Annotated in this window: 13 protein-coding genes and 8 tRNA genes; 18 read left to right on the top strand and 3 right to left on the bottom strand. The window is 63.7% G+C overall.

Going from position 1 to position 17,913, the window contains the following annotated elements; genetic code table 11:
* Positions 1-25 precede the first annotated feature (25 nt).
* From tilS to U5A58_RS12220, 4 genes are all read left to right on the top strand, one after another.
* Complete coding sequence (tilS, locus tag U5A58_RS12235; protein ID WP_321961633.1) at positions 26-1,456, top strand: tRNA lysidine(34) synthetase TilS; 1,431 nt, start codon at positions 26-28, stop codon at positions 1,454-1,456.
* Between the two features lie 493 nt (positions 1,457-1,949).
* Entirely contained in the window at positions 1,950-3,200 is a 1,251-nt protein-coding gene (locus U5A58_RS12230; protein ID WP_321908870.1) for an aspartate kinase, read from the top strand.
* Between the two features lie 224 nt (positions 3,201-3,424).
* Positions 3,425-3,518, top strand: a tRNA-Ser gene (locus U5A58_RS12225).
* 593 nt (positions 3,519-4,111) lie between these two features.
* Entirely contained in the window at positions 4,112-4,462 is a 351-nt protein-coding gene (locus U5A58_RS12220; protein ID WP_321908868.1) for a hypothetical protein, read from the top strand.
* A gap of 135 nt (positions 4,463-4,597) precedes the next feature.
* On the opposite strand, the gene fabI is transcribed toward U5A58_RS12220, so the two are convergent.
* Positions 4,598-5,386 (bottom strand): enoyl-ACP reductase FabI, encoded by a 789-nt coding sequence (fabI, locus tag U5A58_RS12215; RefSeq protein WP_321908866.1) that lies wholly within the window; start codon positions 5,384-5,386, stop codon positions 4,598-4,600.
* Positions 5,387-5,495: 109 nt separating this feature from the next.
* Between fabI and U5A58_RS12210 the strand changes: the two genes are divergently transcribed.
* From U5A58_RS12210 to U5A58_RS12190, 5 genes are all read left to right on the top strand, one after another.
* Positions 5,496-7,430 carry an extracellular solute-binding protein gene (locus U5A58_RS12210; protein ID WP_415774211.1) on the top strand — a complete coding sequence of 645 codons (1,935 nt, stop codon included), beginning with the start codon at positions 5,496-5,498 and terminating at the stop codon, positions 7,428-7,430.
* 27 nt (positions 7,431-7,457) lie between these two features.
* Complete coding sequence (locus U5A58_RS12205; RefSeq protein ID WP_321908863.1) at positions 7,458-8,495, top strand: microcin C ABC transporter permease YejB; 1,038 nt, start codon at positions 7,458-7,460, stop codon at positions 8,493-8,495.
* 1 nt (position 8,496) lies between these two features.
* Positions 8,497-9,603, top strand: a complete 1,107-nt coding sequence (locus tag U5A58_RS12200; RefSeq protein WP_158757636.1) for an ABC transporter permease — start codon at positions 8,497-8,499, stop codon at positions 9,601-9,603.
* A complete protein-coding gene (locus U5A58_RS12195) occupies positions 9,600-11,219 on the top strand; it encodes a dipeptide ABC transporter ATP-binding protein (RefSeq protein WP_321961631.1) in 1,620 nt (539 codons plus the stop codon). The genes U5A58_RS12200 and U5A58_RS12195 overlap by 4 nt, the downstream gene beginning before the upstream one ends.
* Positions 11,220-11,379: 160 nt before the next feature.
* Entirely contained in the window at positions 11,380-12,090 is a 711-nt protein-coding gene (locus tag U5A58_RS12190; protein WP_321908858.1) for a C40 family peptidase, read from the top strand.
* Positions 12,091-12,190: 100 nt separating this feature from the next.
* Here U5A58_RS12190 and U5A58_RS12185 read toward each other — a convergent pair whose 3' ends face one another.
* Entirely contained in the window at positions 12,191-13,135 is a 945-nt protein-coding gene (locus tag U5A58_RS12185; protein WP_321961630.1) for a patatin-like phospholipase family protein, read from the bottom strand.
* A gap of 495 nt (positions 13,136-13,630) precedes the next feature.
* Between U5A58_RS12185 and gltX the strand changes: the two genes are divergently transcribed.
* From gltX to U5A58_RS12140, 9 genes are all read left to right on the top strand, one after another.
* The gene (gene gltX / locus U5A58_RS12180) at positions 13,631-15,052 is read left to right on the top strand and encodes a glutamate--tRNA ligase (protein WP_321961629.1); all 1,422 of its coding nucleotides are present in this window, start codon (positions 13,631-13,633) and stop codon (positions 15,050-15,052) included.
* Positions 15,053-15,287: 235 nt separating this feature from the next.
* A tRNA-Ala gene (locus U5A58_RS12175) sits at positions 15,288-15,363 on the top strand.
* A gap of 50 nt (positions 15,364-15,413) precedes the next feature.
* A tRNA-Glu gene (locus U5A58_RS12170) sits at positions 15,414-15,489 on the top strand.
* A 74-nt stretch (positions 15,490-15,563) separates the two neighbouring features.
* A tRNA-Asp gene (locus tag U5A58_RS12165) sits at positions 15,564-15,640 on the top strand.
* A 71-nt stretch (positions 15,641-15,711) separates the two neighbouring features.
* A tRNA-Glu gene (locus U5A58_RS12160) sits at positions 15,712-15,787 on the top strand.
* A 94-nt stretch (positions 15,788-15,881) separates the two neighbouring features.
* Positions 15,882-15,958: transfer RNA gene (locus tag U5A58_RS12155), tRNA-Asp, on the top strand.
* A 58-nt stretch (positions 15,959-16,016) separates the two neighbouring features.
* Positions 16,017-16,092, top strand: a tRNA-Glu gene (locus U5A58_RS12150).
* 80 nt (positions 16,093-16,172) lie between these two features.
* Positions 16,173-16,249 (top strand) — tRNA-Asp (locus tag U5A58_RS12145).
* Positions 16,250-16,425: 176 nt separating this feature from the next.
* On the top strand, positions 16,426-16,890 hold the full coding sequence (locus U5A58_RS12140) for a GNAT family N-acetyltransferase (protein WP_133181337.1): 465 nt from the start codon (positions 16,426-16,428) through the stop codon (positions 16,888-16,890).
* Between the two features lie 18 nt (positions 16,891-16,908).
* Here the strand turns inward: U5A58_RS12140 and U5A58_RS12135 are convergent, their stop codons facing one another.
* The gene (locus tag U5A58_RS12135; protein ID WP_321961628.1) at positions 16,909-17,802 is read right to left on the bottom strand and encodes a helix-turn-helix transcriptional regulator; all 894 of its coding nucleotides are present in this window, start codon (positions 17,800-17,802) and stop codon (positions 16,909-16,911) included.
* Between the last annotated feature and the right edge of the window lie 111 nt (positions 17,803-17,913).

Genomic DNA, 17,913 nt, shown 5'->3' with positions numbered 1-17,913 from the left:
GCTCCACTACGTCTGCGGTCGTGCTGTGACCGACCATCCCGAATCCGACGCCGGGCGCATCGTTCTCGATGCGCTCGGCGTTGTGCTTTCCGCGCTTCCCAACGACGCACGCATCGCGATCGCGTATAGCGGCGGGCTCGACTCGTCAGTGCTGCTCGATGCCGCGGTGCGCGCGGCCGGCGCTGCGCGTCTGATTGCGCTGCATGTGCATCACGGACTGAGCCCGAACGCCGACGCATGGCTCGCCCATTGCGAGGCGAGCGCGCGCGGCCACGGCGTGGCGTTCGACGCAAGGCGTGTGGAGCTGGCGCGCGACGACGCGGCCGGCGTCGAGGCGGCTGCCCGCGACGCCCGCTATCGCGCGCTCGAAGCGATGTGCGCGGTGCATGGTGTCCAGGTGCTCTGGCTCGCGCAGCATGCGGACGATCAGGCGGAAACAGTGCTGCTGCAGTTGCTGCGCGGTGCGGGAGTCGCAGGGCTCGCGGCGATGGCGCCTGCGCGTGCGAGCGGCAATGGCGCGGTGCGCATGCGGCCACTGCTCGCTCTGTTGCGCACGCAACTGGAGCGCTATGCGCGCGCGCATGGCGTGCAGTGGATCGAGGACGAGTCGAACGACGACACGCGTTACGCACGCAACGCCTTGCGCCACGACGTGATGCCGGCGCTCTCGGCCCATTTCCCCGGCTATCGCGACGCGCTCGCGCGCACGGCGGCGCATGCGGCTGCTTCGCAGCGTCTGCTCGACGATCTTGCGCGGATCGATTTACGCGACGTTGGACTCGATGACACAGCCGGGCTTTCACACCCCGCGCTGCTTGCGCTCGACGACCCGCGCGCGCTCAATGTGCTGCGCTACTGGATGCGCTCGCTTGGCCTGCCGGCGGCATCGGCGGCGCGGCTGGCCGACATGTTGCGGCAGTTGCGCGAGGTTGCGCGCGACGACCTGAACGCTCACGCATTGCGCGTCGATCACGCCGGATATCGCTTGCGCGCGTATCGCGGCATCGTCACGTGGCAAGCCGCAGCCGTACGCGAAGAACGCGCAGGCGAGGGCGCCACGCATTCGCGTGCGCCTGTGTCGGTGAAGTGGCGCGGCGAGGAAATCTGGCGTCTGCCATCGTGGCGCGGAACCTACGTTTTTGCGCCTGCCGCGCCCGACGACCCCGACGCCGTCCCAGAGCATGTGCTCGCGAGCGCTCCGCTCGTCGCGCGCGAGCGTAGCGGCGGCGAGCGTTTGCGCGACGAGGCGGCGAACGTGAGCCGCACGCTCAAGAATCTGTTCCAGACGCATGGCGTGCCCGCATGGGAGCGCGACGTGCCGCTGCTCTTTGTGGGCGAGACGCTGTTGTTCGTGCCCCGTATCGGCGTCAACCGGTCGGTGTTCGGTGCGGTGCAAGGCGAGCCGGGCGTGGCCTGGCGTCGCATCGAATGGCGCGAAGATTTACTGATCGCCTGAATTCGTGCGCGGTCACCGCGCAGTTGACGCGCAGTTGCCGCACGGTTGCCGCTGAACCGACCGGCGCAATTGCGATCGTTCCCCCGCAAATCCTTGCCCCGCAAGCCTTTTTCGCCCTCCGCAAGCTTGTTTCGTCTTGTAATTTTGACGTCAATCGGGTAGTGTAAGTCGTTTGTCCAGCCCGCTTTTTCGCGTTCACGGACGCCGTCAAAAGCGGCGTGTGCCATGAAGGCGCGATTTTTCCTTCGAGCGGTATCCGACGGTTGCAGGGACGTCGTAGCGGCATGCGGGCAGGGCGCAAGTGCAAGCCACAAGAAGGCACGAGAAGGTACAAGCGCGCATCACCAATCGACACGATGCGCCGGCCTTCGCGCCCCTGAGGGCAAAACCCGCGCGTGCTGCACGCGCTGAAGCCGCCGCCATGGCCATAAGCGTCCGGGCGGCCCAGTCCTTCGGTGCGCCAGCGCGGTAACATCTCCAGTTCAGAACGACAATGGCACTCATCGTACACAAATACGGCGGCACCTCGATGGGCTCGGTCGAGCGCATCAAGAACGTCGCCAAGCGCGTCGCCAAATGGCACAAGGCCGGCCACAAGATGGTCGTCGTGCCCTCGGCGATGTCCGGCGAAACCAATCGTCTGCTCGGTCTCGCGAAAGAAATTTCGCCGCAGCCCAGCCCGCGCGAGCTCGACATGATTGCGTCGACCGGTGAGCAGGTGAGCGTTGGTCTCCTCTCGATCGCGCTGCAGGATGCAGGCGTCGACGCCATCAGCTACACCGGCTGGCAAGTGCCGGTCAAAACCGACAGCTCGTTCACCAAGGCCCGCATCAACGACATCGACGGCGAGCGCGTGCTGGCCGACCTCGACGAAGGCAAGGTGGTCGTGATCACGGGCTTCCAGGGCATCGACCCGGAAGGCCATATCACCACGCTCGGCCGCGGCGGCTCGGACACTTCGGCGGTTGCAGTCGCAGCCGCGCTGAAGGCCGACGAATGCCTGATCTATACGGACGTGGACGGCGTGTACACGACCGACCCGCGTGTGGTCGACGACGCACGCCGTCTCGATCGCATCACGTTCGAAGAGATGCTGGAAATGGCCAGCCTCGGCTCGAAAGTGCTGCAGATCCGCTCGGTGGAATTCGCGGGCAAGTATCAGGTGAAGACGCGTGTGCTCTCCAGCCTGACCGACCCGATGATGAACCTCGACGAGGAAATGACCTCGGGCACCCTGATTACTTTTGAAGAAGACGAGACCATGGAAAAAGCAGTCATCTCGGGTATCGCGTTCCAGCGCGACGAGGCCCGCATTGCCGTGATGGGCGTGCCCGACAAGCCGGGTATCGCGTATCAGATCCTCGGCCCGGTGGCGGACGCGAATATCGACGTCGACATGATCATCCAGAACCAGAGCGTGGCCGGCAAGACCGACTTCACGTTCACGGTGCCGCGCGGCGACTATCAGCGCGCCATGGATGTCCTGAACAACCAGGTGAAGGGTCACGTGAACGCCGAGCAGGTGCTGGGCGATCCGAAGGTGTCGAAGGTCTCGGTGGTCGGCGTGGGCATGCGCTCGCACGTGGGCGTGGCGAGCAAGATGTTCCGCACGCTCTCGGAAGAGGGCATCAACATCCAGATGATCTCGACTTCGGAAATCAAGATCTCGGTGCTGATCGACGAGAAGTACATGGAGTTGGCGGTCCGCGCGCTGCACAAGGCATTCGACCTCGAGCACGCGTAAATCGCGCTGGGTTGGCGTTGTATTGGCGTTGTGTCTGGGTTGTATGACGCGGATGTGACGCAGTTTTTTCGCTTGATTCTGATTTGAGATGCCGCGCGCGACGTTCGTTGTGCGCTTGCAGAAAAAACTTTGCAAAAAAGCGTCGTATGAATTGACCGGAACGCGCTAACCCGCTATTATCTTGGCTTCGTTGCGCTGCCTCCCTGGCGCGAACGAAGTTTTCGGGAGACGTGGCCGAGAGGTCGAAGGCACTCCCCTGCTAAGGGAGCATCTGGGCCAAAACCTGGATCGAGGGTTCGAATCCCTCCGTCTCCGCCAGTAATGGCGGCGAAACCCCGCAAGTCTCGGCTTGCGGGGTTTTTGTTTTTTGGCTCACGTTGTGCGTAAAGTCGGTGTTTGGTCGGCCGCTTATTGCTTCTTGCCGCCGTCGAGGCGGCTCCGTTCTCGATTCCCGATTTCCAGGATTCATTTAATCAGGACTGCAATGGATATATATCAGGGAAGCGATATGGGGTTTCACATCGAGTCGTGCGCAACGCCTCGTGGAAGAGCGGGGTGTGCGCAAAGTCGTTCGGCATGCGAATGAAACGGCGTTTGTCGCGTGAATGCCGCACTCAAGATCCAAGGTCTTGCTGGCGCCCGCACGCTTTGGCGCCAGCGGTGATATCCTCCGCTGCGCCGTCGTTCGCCGCGCCCATGCTCACGGCAGCACCGGGTCGCGAAAAGCACGCGAACGATGCGCGCATTCGCACTGCGCTGCGCGCCGCCAGCCTTCGCGTGGGTGTAACGAGACGTAACGACATCGAACGCAGGGCAGGTTTGTGCATCAGTTATTACAAGTTTGAAATACGCCGGCCAAGACCGTGCGTTATATTGGTTTCAACAAAACATCAAACCCGAAAGGTGAGTCCATGAAGTTCCCACGTGTTGTTGCAATGCTGCTCGGGGGCGTGGCTATCGGCGCATCGAGCGTTGCTATGGCTGGCGTGAGCGTTGGTGTCAACATCGGTATTCCGGCCCCGGTTTATGTCGCTCCGCAGCCGGTCTACGCACCGCCGCCCCCGCCGCCGGTCGTTTATCAACCGGCTCCCGTCTACGCGGCGCCGCCGGCCATCGTGATCGGCTGGCATGGCGACCGTTACTGGGACGGCCGCCGCTACTGGGGGCGTGACGACTGGTATCGTCACCACGGCGGCTACGACGGCCCGGGCCGTGGTCACTATGACCGCGACCACGGTGGTCCTCCGGGACACTGGCACTAAGCCGCGAGGCTGGTCGCTGGCGTAACGCGTGTGACACGGGTAACGCGTTGCGCCAAAAGAAAAGCCGCCCATTGGGCGGCTTTTGCTTGTCTGTCGTTGCACGCGCAACGAGGCGCGTACAACGCGAAGGCGGGCTTATTCGAGGCCGGCCATTCCGCCAACCACGGCGTTGAAGCCTGAGTCGACATGCATGATTTCGGCGGTCACGCCGGCTGCCAGGTCGGAGAGCAGGAACGCGGCGGAATTGCCGACCTGCTCGATGGTCACGTTACGTTGCAGCGGGGCGTTTTGCTCGACGAAGTCGAGAATCTTGCCAAAGCCCTTGATGCCGCTTGCCGCAAGCGTCTTGATCGGGCCAGCGGAGATGCCGTTCACGCGCACGCCTTGCCCGCCGAGCGCCACCGCGAGATAACGCACGCTCGCTTCGAGTGCGGCCTTCGCGACGCCCATGGTGTTGTAGTTCGGGATGGCGCGTTCGGCGCCGAGATAGGTCAGCGTCAGCAGCGAAGCATTCTGGGCGAGCATCGGCTTGGCGGCCTTGGCGAGCGCCGGGAAGCTGTACGCCGAAATATCGTGCGCAATACGGAAGTTCTCGCGGGTCATGCCATCGAGAAAGTCACCCGCGATCGCTTCGCGCGGTGCGAAGCCGATCGAGTGGACGAGGCCATCGAGCGTGTCCCAGTGCTGCTTGAGGTCGGTGAAGAGCGCTTCGATTTGCGCGTCGTCGGCCACATCGCAAGGGAACACGAGGTCGCTTTCGAACTCGCGCGCGAACTCGGTAATACGGTCCTTGAAGCGGTCGCCGACGTACGTGAACGCCAGTTCCGCGCCTTCGCGCTTGCATGCCTGCGCGATGCCGTATGCGATCGAACGGTTCGACAGCAGGCCGGTCAACAGAATGCGTTTGCCAGCGAGGAAGCCCATGAATTCTCCTAAATCAGGTCATTGCGCCCGGCGCCTGTAGGGGCGGCGCCGCGTGGTTTGGGTAGAATTCTCTCACAACTGACAAGGCAGCCCGGACAATTACCGATCTATGACGACAGGAACGCGAGGCAGGACGGCGCGCGGCGCGCTTGGGGCAACCGTTCCTGCGGCATGGTTCGCGCCTGGAAAAAGGCTGGCGGCCGCGTGTCTGGCGCTCGCATTCGGGCTGATGGCCATGCCGTCCGCGCACGCGGTCTACGCCATCGCGCAGTATGGCGAGCCCAAATATCCGCAAGGATTCGCGCACTTCGACTACGTTTATCCCGATGCGCCCAAGGGCGGCACGCTCGTCCTCGCCAACCCCGACCGCCTCACAAGCTTCGACAAGTTCAACCCGTTCACGCTGCGCGGCAATCCGGCACCGGGCCTCGGCATGCTGTTCGAGAGCCTCACGACGGGAAGTCTCGACGAAGTGGCCTCCGCCTACGGTCTGCTCGCCGACGACATCCGCATCGCGCCCGACGCGCTTTCGGTGACGTTTCACATCAACCCGAAGGCGCGCTTTTCGAACGGCGACCCGGTGACGGCCGAAGACGTGAAGTTCTCGCTCGATACCCTGAAGAGCCGCCAGGCCGCGCCCTCCATGCAGGCGTATTTCAGCGAGATCACGCGCGCGGTGGTGGTCGACCCCGCGACGATCCGCTTCGAGTTTCGCACCAAGAACCGCGAATTGCCGCTCATTGCGGGCGGCATGCCCGTGTTCTCGCACAAGTGGGGATTGCGACCGGACGGCAGCCGCATCGCCTTCGATCAGCTGGCGTTCGAGCAGCCGATCGGCAGCGGCCCGTATGTGATCGACCGCTACTCGAACGGCCGCACGATCACCTACAAAATCGACGCCAACTACTGGGGCAGGGATCTGCCGGTGCGTGTGGGCACCAACAATTTCGAGCGCATTACCTACAAGCTCTATTCGGATGACGTGGCGCGCCTCGAAGCCTTCAAGGCGGGCGAGTACGACGCGCTCGTCGAATATGTCGCGCGCAACTGGGTGCGGCGCGATGTCGGCAAGCGCTTCGACAGCGGCGAACTCATCAAGCGCGAGTTCCCGCAGCACAATGGCACGGGCATGCAGGGCTTCGTCATGAATCTGCGCAAGCCCGTGTTCCAGGATGTGCGCGTGCGCCGCGCGCTCGACCTCGCGCTCGATTTCCAGTGGCTCAACCGCATGCTGTTCTATAGCCAGTACCGTCGCATCGACAGCTGGTTCGCGAACACGCAGCTGCAGGCCAAGGGCCTGCCGTCGCCAGGCGAGCTTGCCTTGCTCGAGCCGTGGCGCAAGTCGCTCGATCCCGCCGTGTTCGGGCCGCCGCCCTTGCAGCCCGATACGACGCCGCCGGGCTCGCTGCGCGCGAATCTGCTCAAGGCGCGCGCGCTGCTGGCCGACGCCGGCTGGACCTACCGCGACGGTGCGCTGCGCAACGCCAAGGGCGAGCCGTTCACGTTCGAAGTGCTCGACGACACGAGCGCTTCGGCGCAGTGGGCGCCGATCATGGCGCAGTACACGCAGGCGCTCAAGCGGCTCGGGATCCAGGTGAACTATCGTTCGGTCGACTTCGCGCTCTACCAGAAGCGGCTCGACGCCTTCGACTTCGACATGACGACCATCAAGTTCCCCGACGTCCAGGTGCCCGGCGCGGAACAGATCGACCGCTTCGGGAGCAAGGCCGCCGACGAGCCGGGCTCGGGCAACTTGCTGGGCCTGAAGTCACCCGCCGTCGATGCGATTCTCAAGGCGCTCACGCAGGCGCAAACGCTCGAGCAACTGCTCGACGCCACGCATGCGCTCGACCGGGTGCTGATGCACGGCTACTATGTGGTGCCGCAGTGGTTCAGCGCGACGCACCGTGTGGCGTTCAAGAACACGCTGGCATATCCGGCGAAATTGCCGCTGTACTATGGCGCGAATGACTGGATCATCTCGACGTGGTGGCTGAAGTCACCACCCCGGCCGCAACCCGGGCAGCAAGCCGCTGGTCATTAACAACGGACACGACGGAAGCAACGAATCATGTGGAGCTACATCGTCAAACGCCTGCTGCTGATGATCCCGACGCTGTTTGGCGTGCTCACGCTGACCTTCGGCGTGATCCAGTTCGTGCCGGGCGGCCCTGTTGAGCAGGCAGTGCGCGAATTGCGGCGAGGCGCGGAGCAGGGCATGCCGTTCGGCATGCGTGCGCATTCAGGCGTGGACGCGCAGCAGATCGCACAGCTCAAGCAGCTCTACGGCTTCGACAAGCCGCCGCTGCAGCGCTATTTTCTGATGCTCGGGCGCTTCGCGCGCTTCGATCTCGGGCAGAGCTATTTCCATCACCAGAGCGTCTGGTCGCTCATCATTTCCAAGCTGCCGGTTTCGATCAGCATTGGTCTCTGGACCTTCTTCCTCACCTATCTGATATCGGTGCCGTTGGGCATCGCGAAGGCGGTGCGCAACGGCTCGCGCTTCGATCTCGTGACGAGCCTTGTCGTGCTCGTCGGTTACGCGATTCCGGGCTTCGTGCTGGGCGTGCTGCTGCTTGTGCTGTTTGGCGGCGGCTCGTTCCTGCAGCTCTTTCCGCTGCGCAATCTCACCTCCGATAACTGGGACACGCTCTCGCTCGGCGGCAAGATTCTCGACTATCTCTGGCACATCGCGCTGCCGGTTACCGCCTCGGTGGTGGGCAGCTTTGCTGTCACGACCATGCTGACCAAGAACGCCTTTCTCGAAGAGATCCGCCGCCAATACGTGCTGACGGCGCGCGCCAAGGGCCTCTCGGAGCGCACCGTGCTCTGGAAGCACGTGTTTCGCAACGCGTTGCTGCCGCTCGTGGTGGGCTTCCCGTCCGCGTTCATCGGCGCGTTCTTCACGGGCAGCCTGCTGATCGAAACGCTTTTCTCGCTCGACGGGCTAGGGCTGCTTTCATACGAATCCGTCGTGCGGCGCGACTATCCGGTCGTGCTCGGCACGCTGTATCTCTTCACGTTGATCGGACTCCTGACGAATCTGATCTCCGATCTCTGTTACGTGTGGGTCGATCCCCGCATTCAATTCGAACAACTGGAGCGCTGAGTTGAACCGAGTCCGTGCCGGCGCCGAGTCCGAGCTGCGCACCGAGTCCGTGCGCGCCTTCAAGTCGCCCACGCCCGCGCGGCGGGTGTGGCTGCGCTTCAAGCAGCAACGGCTCGGCTACTGGAGCCTCATCATTTTTGTCGTGGCCTTCGCGGCGAGCCTTGCGGCGCCGCTCTGGTGCAACGACAAGCCGCTCGTCGTGCGCTACGACGGTCATCTGTACTTTCCGCTCTTCAAGGCGTACCCGGAGACGACGTTCGGCGGCGACTTCCCGACGCCTGCCGACTACCTCGATCCGTATATCCGCCACCGGTTCGACGCGCCCGGCAACTTCGCGATCTATCCGCCCAACCCTTACTACTACGACACGCTCAACTACTTTTCAAAGGTGCCGAATCCCGCGCCACCGTCGCGACAGAACTGGCTTGGCACCGACGCGAGCGGACGCGACCTGTTCGCGCGGCTGCTCTACGGCTTTCGCGTGTCCGTGGAGTTCGGGCTCGTGCTGACGGCGATCGGTACGGTCATCGGTATTCTGGCTGGGGCGGTGCAGGGATATTTCGGCGGCAAGGTCGATATCGTCGGGCAGCGCCTGATCGAAATCTGGAACTCGATGCCGGAGCTTTACCTGCTCATCATCTTCGCGGCGATCTTCGAGCCGGGGTTCATCCTGCTGATTGTCCTGTTGTCGCTATTCGGCTGGATCGGGCTCGCGAGCTATGTGCGCGCAGAGTTCCTGCGCAACCGCAACCAGGACTACGTGCTCGCCGCGCGCGCAATGGGTCTTTCGAACTGGCAGATCATCTGGCGCCACGTGCTGCCCAACAGTCTCACGCCGGTCATCACGTTTCTGCCGTTTCGCATGAGCGGCGCGATTCTCGCGCTCACCAGCCTCGATTTCCTGGGCCTTGGCGTGCCTCCGCCCACGCCGAGCCTCGGCGAACTGCTCGCGCAGGGCAAGGGCAATCTCGACGCATGGTGGATCTCGATGTCGACATTCGGCGTGCTCGTCATCACGCTGCTGTTGCTCACGTTCATGGGCGACGCGCTGCGCAACGCGCTTGATACGCGCATTTCCGACGCCATGAAGGCCGGAGGTAACCAGTGAGCGCCCAGCCGGAAAACATCGCCGCGCCGCTGCTCTCGGTCGAGCATTTGAGCGTGCGTTTTGACGAGACGCATGCCGTCGACGACATCACGCTCACGATCGGGCGCGGCGAGCGCGTCGCGCTCGTCGGCGAATCGGGTTCGGGCAAGACCGTGACCGCGCTGGCGGTGTTGCGGCTCTTGCAGGACGCGCAGATCAGCGGAACGATCCGGCTCGACGGCGAGGATCTGCTCGCGAAAAGTGAGCGCGCGATGCGCGGCCTGCGCGGCAGCGACATCGCGATGATCTTCCAGGAGCCGATGACGGCGCTCAATCCGCTCTACACGATCGGCGAGCAGATCGCGGAAACCATCGTGCTGCACGACGGCGTCTCCAAGAAAGCGGCCTACGAGCAGGCGGTGGGGCTGCTCGAGCGCACGGGCATTGCCGAGGCGCGGCGGCGCGTGTCGAGCTATCCGCATCAGCTCTCGGGCGGCCAGCGACAGCGCGTGATGATCGCCATGGCGCTCGCGTGCCGTCCGCGCCTGTTGCTCGCCGACGAGCCAACCACGGCGCTCGACGTGACGATCCGCGGCCAGATCGTCGATCTGCTGCTCGAACTACAGCGCGAGGAGGCAGCGCGGCGCGGTATGTCGGTGCTGCTCATCACGCACGACCTGAACCTCGTGCGCCGCTTCGCGCAGCGCGTGGCCGTGATGGAGAAGGGCAGGCTCGTGGAGTCGGGCAGCGTCGAGCAAATCTTCGAGGCGCCGCAACACCCGTACACGCAGCGGCTCATCGCGAGCCGGCCCGAACGCCACGTGCTCCCCGTGCTGCCGATCGCGCCGGTTCTGCTGCAGACGAAGGACGTGATCGTCGACTTTTCAACGAAGCTGCCGGGTTTTCGCGGCTGGTGGCAGAAAGGGCGCTATCGCGCCGTGAACGACGCGAATATCGCGGTGCGCCAGGGCGAGACACTCGGCATCGTCGGCGAGTCCGGCTCGGGCAAGACGACGCTTGCGATGGCGATGTTGGGGTTGCAACGAACGGCGGGCGGTGTCGTCGAGTTCCAGGGGCGGCCGATCGCGAGCTATCAGGGGCGCGAGCGGCTTTCGTTGCGCTCGCATCTGCAGGTTGTCTTTCAGGATCCGTTCAGTTCGCTTTCTCCGCGCCAGACCATCGAGCGCATCGTGGGGGAGGGGCTCGCGCTGCATCGGCCCGATCTCTCCACCGAGGAGCGGCGCAAGCGCGTGGTCGGCGTGCTGCGCGAAGTGGGCCTCGATCGCACCGCTTTGCAACGATACCCGCACGAGTTTTCGGGCGGCCAGCGCCAGCGGATTGCCATTGCGCGCACGCTGGTACTGGAGCCGCGCGTCATTGTGCTCGACGAACCGACCAGTGCGCTCGACGTGTCGATCCAGCAACAGGTGTTGAGATTGTTGACGGATCTGCAACGCAAGTACAACCTGGGCTACGTGTTCATCAGCCACGACCTGGAGGTGATCGGCGCGATGGCGCACCGGATCGCAGTGATGCAGAACGGGGCAATCGTCGAGTCGGGAGAGGTCTCGAATATCTTCGATAGACCGGCTCATCCTTACACCCGAAAATTATTGAAAGCCGCATTCGATCGCTAGGCTTTGGCGGAACTTTAGGGTGAATTTCGGTGAAATTCACCAATGAGGTGAATGTCGCGATTGAATTTTTCTATTTGTTTTGACACACAAATACTTACTGGCTAGTATCGTCCAAACTTTTCTACTAACTCCCTGATTTACGGGCAATTTCTACCGACCAATGCAGCACCGATACCTGACCCAGGCTTGCACGCGCGTCGTCGCCGGGATGTTCATCGGCGTACTGATGGCCGCAGCTCCCGGCGCGTTCGCCGACGAAGTAAGCAGCTTTAACCAGAATGCCTCATTTTCGCCGAGCAGCTCGGCGAATCCGCAGTCCATCCCTGCAGTTCAGAACGCACTCCAGAATGCCAACCAGGCGACCCCGGCGGCGGCTCCGGCCCCGACCGAAGGCGGCGCCAAGGCGTTCCTCTCCGGCATGGCCGGCAAAGCCGGCGACGTCGTTGTCGGCGCACTCAATATGATTGGCGTGCGTTACCGCTGGGGCGGCAACTCGCCTGACTCCGGCCTCGATTGCAGCGGCTTCGTGCGCTACGTGTTCCAGGACACGCTCGGCATGTCGCTGCCGCGCCGCGCCGAAGAAATGAGCCGCGTGGGCGAGAAGGTCAGCATGAGCAACCTGAAGCCGGGCGACCTCGTGTTCTTCAACACGATGCGCCGCACGTTCTCGCACGTCGGTATCTACATCGGCGACAACAAGTTCGTGCATTCGCCGTCCACCGGCAGCACGATCCGTGTTGACGACCTCGACGACGGCTATTGGGAAAAGCGCTTCACGGGCGCACGCCGTGTCGAGACGTCGTTCACGCCGGACCAGCAGCAAAGCCTCAAGCGCGTGAGCGCACAGTTCGACCCCAACGGCGGCAACTGATCGGGGCTTTGTAGCGCACCCGGTAGCTATAAAGCCTGCTTCTCGCGAAGCAGGCTTTTTGTGGTTGCGCGCCCGCCCAAGGGGCGCTTGGGTCTAGCGGTCAGGCCGTCAGGCGCGCCGCTGCAAGCTTGCGCTCGAGTTCCGGCATGATGCGCGCCGCCGCTTCCTCGCCCGCGAGAATCGCCGCGTTGCGCTGCGTGAAGTCGCTGCTCGACATCGCGTTGAGGTTCGGGCGGATCACGACGTCGGCGTACTTGTCGAGTTCGTAGGTCTTGATCGTCTGGCCCATGATCGTGAAGGTCTGCATCAGCACGTCGAACTGGCTGAGCGTCGAGGCCGTTTCCGGGCGCGACGAAATGTCCACGGCGATCACGAAATCGGCGCCCATCTTGCGTGCGAACGAGGCCGGCACGGGGCTCACGAGGCCGCCGTCCACGTATTCGTGGCCCGCGATCTTCACCGGCTCGAAAATCGACGGGATGCTGCACGACGCACGCACGGCAATACCCGTGTTACCGCGCTGGAACAGGATGGGCTGCCCCGTGCGCAGGTCAGTCGCGACAACGCCGAGCGGCTTCGCCATTTTTTCGATGGGGCGCTCGCGCAGCGTGGTGTTCAGATAGTTCTGCAGCGCCACACCCTGCAGGAGGCCGCGCGTGCGGAAGGGCATCGCCCAGTCGCTGATCGAAGCTTCGTCCATCGTCAGCGCGAGCTTGTTGAGCGCGAAACCGTTCATGCCCGAGGCGTACAGCGCCGCGACGACCGAGCCCGCGCTCGTGCCGACCACGAAGTCGACTTGCACATTGCGCGCCTCGAGCGCCTTGATCACGCCGATATGCGCGAAGCCGCGCGCGGCGCCGCCGCCGAGCGCGAGGCCCACGCGAATCGGGCGCGTCGGCTTGCCGACCGGCGGCGGGGGCGCAGTGGTGACGGGCGGCGGGACGCTGGCGGTCTGCGTGCCCGCGGTCGTGCAGGCGGCAAGGACGGTGGAGGCGGCCGCAAGCGAAAAGTGGCGGCGGCTCAACGAGGGCGATGACTGCTTCAAGAAGGTTCTCCATGCGGTCCGCGTTCGTGTTCGGTCAGGAACGACGCAGTACCCCGGTCTGCTCGCGCGGGCGGCTGAATATCTGTGTTTGCACGCGCGACGCCGCAGCGTGGTGGCGGCGCGCCGACATCATAAGGCAAAGCGCGGCCGGTTTAGCGAGCGTGCATGTAACGCGATGTGTCGGGAGATGACAAAACGCCAGCGCGGTTTGCGAGCGCGCGGAGGTTCGCCTGAGACCCGCGTGAGACCTGCGTGAGACAAGCGCAGCACCGACAGGCGCGCGCCGGACCGCGCCCCCAGGCCGAAGCCGTGCCTGGCGGGTATAATCCCGTCTCTAATTTTCCGGATTCCCGTTCGCGCGCGAGCTTGTGCGCCCCGGCGCTGCCGCGCTCGCCGCGCGGGCCGAATGCGCCGCGAACCCCGGCCGTCCGCCGCCGTGGCTGCTTCTATCGCCAGTGCCGCGCCCCGGATGGCATCGTCCTCGAGTAATCGCCCATGACTACCTCTGTCGTTCGTACCCGCTTCGCGCCGAGCCCGACTGGCTTCATTCACCTCGGCAACATCCGTTCCGCGCTGTACCCGTGGGCGTTCGCGCGCCACAACAAGGGCGTCTTCGTCTTGCGGATCGAAGACACCGACCTCGAGCGTTCGACGTCGGAATCGGTCGATGCGATCCTTGAAGGCATGGAATGGCTCGGCCTGAATTTCGACGAGGGCCCGTTCTACCAGATGCAGCGCATGGACCGGTATCGCGAAGTGCTCAAAGAGATGCAGGAGCAGGGTCTCGTGTACCCGTGCTACATGTCGACCGAAGAACTCGACGCACTGCGCGAGCGCCAGCGCGCCGCCGGCGAAAAGCCGCGCTACGACGGCACGTGGCGCCCGGAGCCGGGCAAGGTGCTGCCCACGCCGCCGGAGGGCGTGCAGCCGGTGCTGCGCTTCCGTAACCCGCTCACGGGCATGGTGGCATGGGACGACGCCGTCAAGGGCCGCGTGGAGATCTCGAATGAAGAGCTCGACGACCTCGTGATTGCACGCCCGGACGGCACGCCGACCTACAACTTCTGCGTGGTCGTGGACGACCTCGACATGAAGATCACGCACGTGATTCGCGGCGACGACCACGTGAACAACACGCCGCGCCAGATCAACATCCTGCGTGCGCTCGGTGGTGAGCCGCCGGTCTATGCGCACCTGCCGACCGTGCTCAACGAGCAGGGCGAGAAGATGAGCAAGCGCCACGGCGCGATGAGCGTAATGGGCTATCGCGACGCCGGCTATCTGCCGGAAGCGGTGCTCAACTATCTCGCGCGTCTGGGCTGGTCGCACGGCGACGCCGAAGTGTTCACGTGCGAGCAGTTCGTCGAGTGGTTCGACCTCGAACATCTGGGCAAGTCGCCCGCGCAGTACGATCACAACAAGCTCAACTGGCTCAACAACCACTACCTGAAGGAAGTGGACAACGCGCGGCTCGCCGAGCTCTCCAAGCCGTTCTTCGCTGCGCTCGGCGTGGACGAGGCCGCGCTGGCCAAGGGCCCGTCGCTCGAAGGCGTGGTCTCGCTCTTCAAGGACCGCGCGAACACGATCAAGGAGATCGCCGAGAGCGCGATGATGTTCTACCGCGAGCCGCAGCCGGAAGCCGAAGCACTCGCGCAGCACATCACGGAAGCGGTGCGTCCTGCGCTCGCCGACCTCGCCGCCGCGCTCAAGGGCGCTGAGTGGACGAAGGAGGGCGTTTCGGCCGCGCTCAAGGCCACGCTCGCCGCGCACAAGCTGAAAATGCCGCAGCTCGCGATGCCCGCCCGTTTGCTCGTAGCCGGTACGACGCATACGCCGTCGGTCGATGCGGTGCTCGTGCTGTTCGGCCGCGATGCGGTGGTGAGCCGTATCGAGAAGGGCATTTCGGCTGCAAAGTAAATTTTTTGAAGAATTTTTCGCCCAGACCCTAGCGCCCGGGCGGCAGTTCTTGTAGTATTCGGGCTCCGTTGAATACGGAGCGCGAGATGGCCGCGAATTAGCAGCAAATCTCACGCAAAGAGCCGCAGAATCGGGCAACGATGTTTCAAAGAAACCTCGAAGCGCTTCAAAAAACGATTCAAAAGCTCTTGACGAAAGCGAAATTGATGTTTAAAATCTCGCTTCTGTTCTGCAAGGGGGTATAGCTCAGCTGGGAGAGCGCTTGCATGGCATGCAAGAGGTCAGCGGTTCGATCCCGCTTACCTCCACCAACAGAACGCGTAGTACGCAGTAGAGTGTGGTAACGGCATTATCTGAAAAGGTCCCCTTCGTCTAGAGGCCTAGGACATCACCCTTTCACGGTGAGTACAGGGGTTCGAATCCCCTAGGGGACGCCAGACATGAGCGTCGTCAATGAGATTGGTGAGGCATCAGGTGGAAATCTACGGAGTCCATCTGACTGTGTCGAACTGGAGCGGTAGTTCAGTTGGTTAGAATACCGGCCTGTCACGCCGGGGGTCGCGGGTTCGAGTCCCGTCCGCTCCGCCAGATCCAGCCCGTTCAGAAACTGTGAGCGGGCTTTTTAGTTAAAGTGACGATTACAGGCGCAAGCCCGTGTTGTCCCCTTCGTCTAGAGGCCTAGGACATCACCCTTTCACGGTGAGTACAGGGGTTCGAATCCCCTAGGGGACGCCAAATGAAAATGCGGCGCCAAAGCAGTAACACTGCAAGCAGTGTGGCGACGCCGCCAGCGGGAATTGACCGACGCCCGCGGGTTGAGCAGCAAGCTGGAGCGGTAGTTCAGTCGGTTAGAATACCGGCCTGTCACGCCGGGGGTCGCGGGTTCGAGTCCCGTCCGCTCCGCCAGATTCAAAGTCGTTCGGTAGTTGCGAACGAAATGCAGTTTAAGGCGCAAGCCTGTGTTGTCCCCTTCGTCTAGAGGCCTAGGACATCACCCTTTCACGGTGAGTACAGGGGTTCGAATCCCCTAGGGGACGCCAAATGAAAATGCGGCGCCAAAGCGTAGTATGGCGACGCCGCCAGCGGGAATCGACCGACGCCCGCCGGTGAGCAGCAAGCTGGAGCGGTAGTTCAGTTGGTTAGAATACCGGCCTGTCACGCCGGGGGTCGCGGGTTCGAGTCCCGTCCGCTCCGCCAGAACGAAGCCCGTTGGATACGTCCAACGGGCTTTTTCTTTTTCCGCAGACGTTTCTTCCTTCTCTCCTCATCCTTTCCCTACGCGCCATTTCATTTTTCCGTACGGACAATCTGCGATTGCCGACGGTCGCGCGTTATCGTAGCGTTGTCGAAACCTCGTTTCTCCGCTTGCCGACATGTTCGCACCCAACGACATTGCGTCGCCGTTTCAGCTGCGCCGCGCCACCATGGACGATTTCGAGTTCGCGGAGACGCTCACGCGCAACAACATGGGTGGCTACTATCTGCGGCATCACCTCGTCTGGCGTGGCGATCTCTTTCTCGCCAGCTATCGCGAGTCGGAGAATTTCATCCTCGAACTCGACGGCGAGGCGATCGGCGTGCTGCGCGTGACGCAGGAGGGCGACTCGCTGCACATTCGCGACGTGCAGATCGCCCAAGGCTATCGCGGCAACGGCGCCGGCACGTTCCTGCTCGACATCTCGCACCAATGGGCCCGCGAGCGGGGCTTGCGCGAACTGCAACTGCGCGTGTTCGTCGATAACCCGGCCGCGCGTCTTTATCTGCGCATGGGGTACCGCGTGGCGGGTCCGAGGCTTGCGCGGCTTGGTTCGATTCGCCACATGACACGGCTGGTCTGAACGCAGCCGGTAGCCTGTTCAATGCGCGTTGTCGTCGCGCCCGGCGGCCACGGAATCTTCGGGTTCGTCCTCGTCGCGAGCGCCCGTGCCGCGCGCGATGAAAGCGCGCGGGCTCTCGCCGAACGCGCGGCGAAACATCGCCGAGAATGCGCTCTGGCTTTGATAGCCGAGTTCCTGCGCCACGATGGCCATCGGGCGCCCCTGATTGAGCAGCGGAATCGCGCGCGCGAGAATCGCTTGCTGGCGCCACTGCGAAAAACTCACGCCCAATTCCTGACGAAAGAGCCGCGCAATCGTGCGCGTACTCGCGCCCACATGCGCGGCCCAGTATTCAAGCGAGCCAGGTGCCGCCGGGTCGGCGATCAGCGCTTCGCATAGCGCGCGCAGGCGCTTTTCCTCGGGCATCGGTACGGCGAGCGGCAGCGGCGCCGAGCGCGTGATCTCGTCGAGCGCCAGCGCGCCGAGCAGGCGCTCGCGCGCCGTCGGAATGCCACGCTCGTCGAGCGCGGCGATCGTTTCGCGCAACAGCCCTGAGACTTCGACCACGCGGCACGCGTCGAGGCCGGGCGGAATCACCGATTCGTCCACGTAGAGCGTGCGCAGGAACGCATCCTCGACGATCGCCACTTCGTGCGTGATGTGAGGCGGCACCCAGATGGCGCGCGAGGGCGGCACCATCCACGTCGTGCCGGGCGTCGCCATGCGCAGCACGCCGCGCGACGAGTAGGCGAGCTGCGCCCACGCGTGCGTGTGCTGTGCGATGCAGACCCCCGCCGGCATGGGCCGCGAACGCACGCGGATAGGATGCGTGGGCGTAGGCGCGAACTCAGGCGGGATATCGATGAGTTCGGCGTGCGGCGGCGCCGGGTGGCTTGCGGTGCTGGCCGCAGGGTTGGGCGAATCCTCGGGCATGACGGGCACGGTGGCGGCGGGTTGGGTGACGGGATTGCCAACGGGTTTGCCAAGTCTGGCGCACCCATTGTAGACGTCTCGCGGGCGGCGGCCTGGGCCGCATGCATTAAT

It is taken from the genome of Paraburkholderia sp. J7 (assembly GCF_905220155.1).
Classification (GTDB): Bacteria; Pseudomonadota; Gammaproteobacteria; order Burkholderiales; family Burkholderiaceae; genus Paraburkholderia.
The sequence above is the reverse complement of the archived record's forward strand: the minus strand, read 5'-3'. Positions and strand labels throughout refer to the sequence as shown.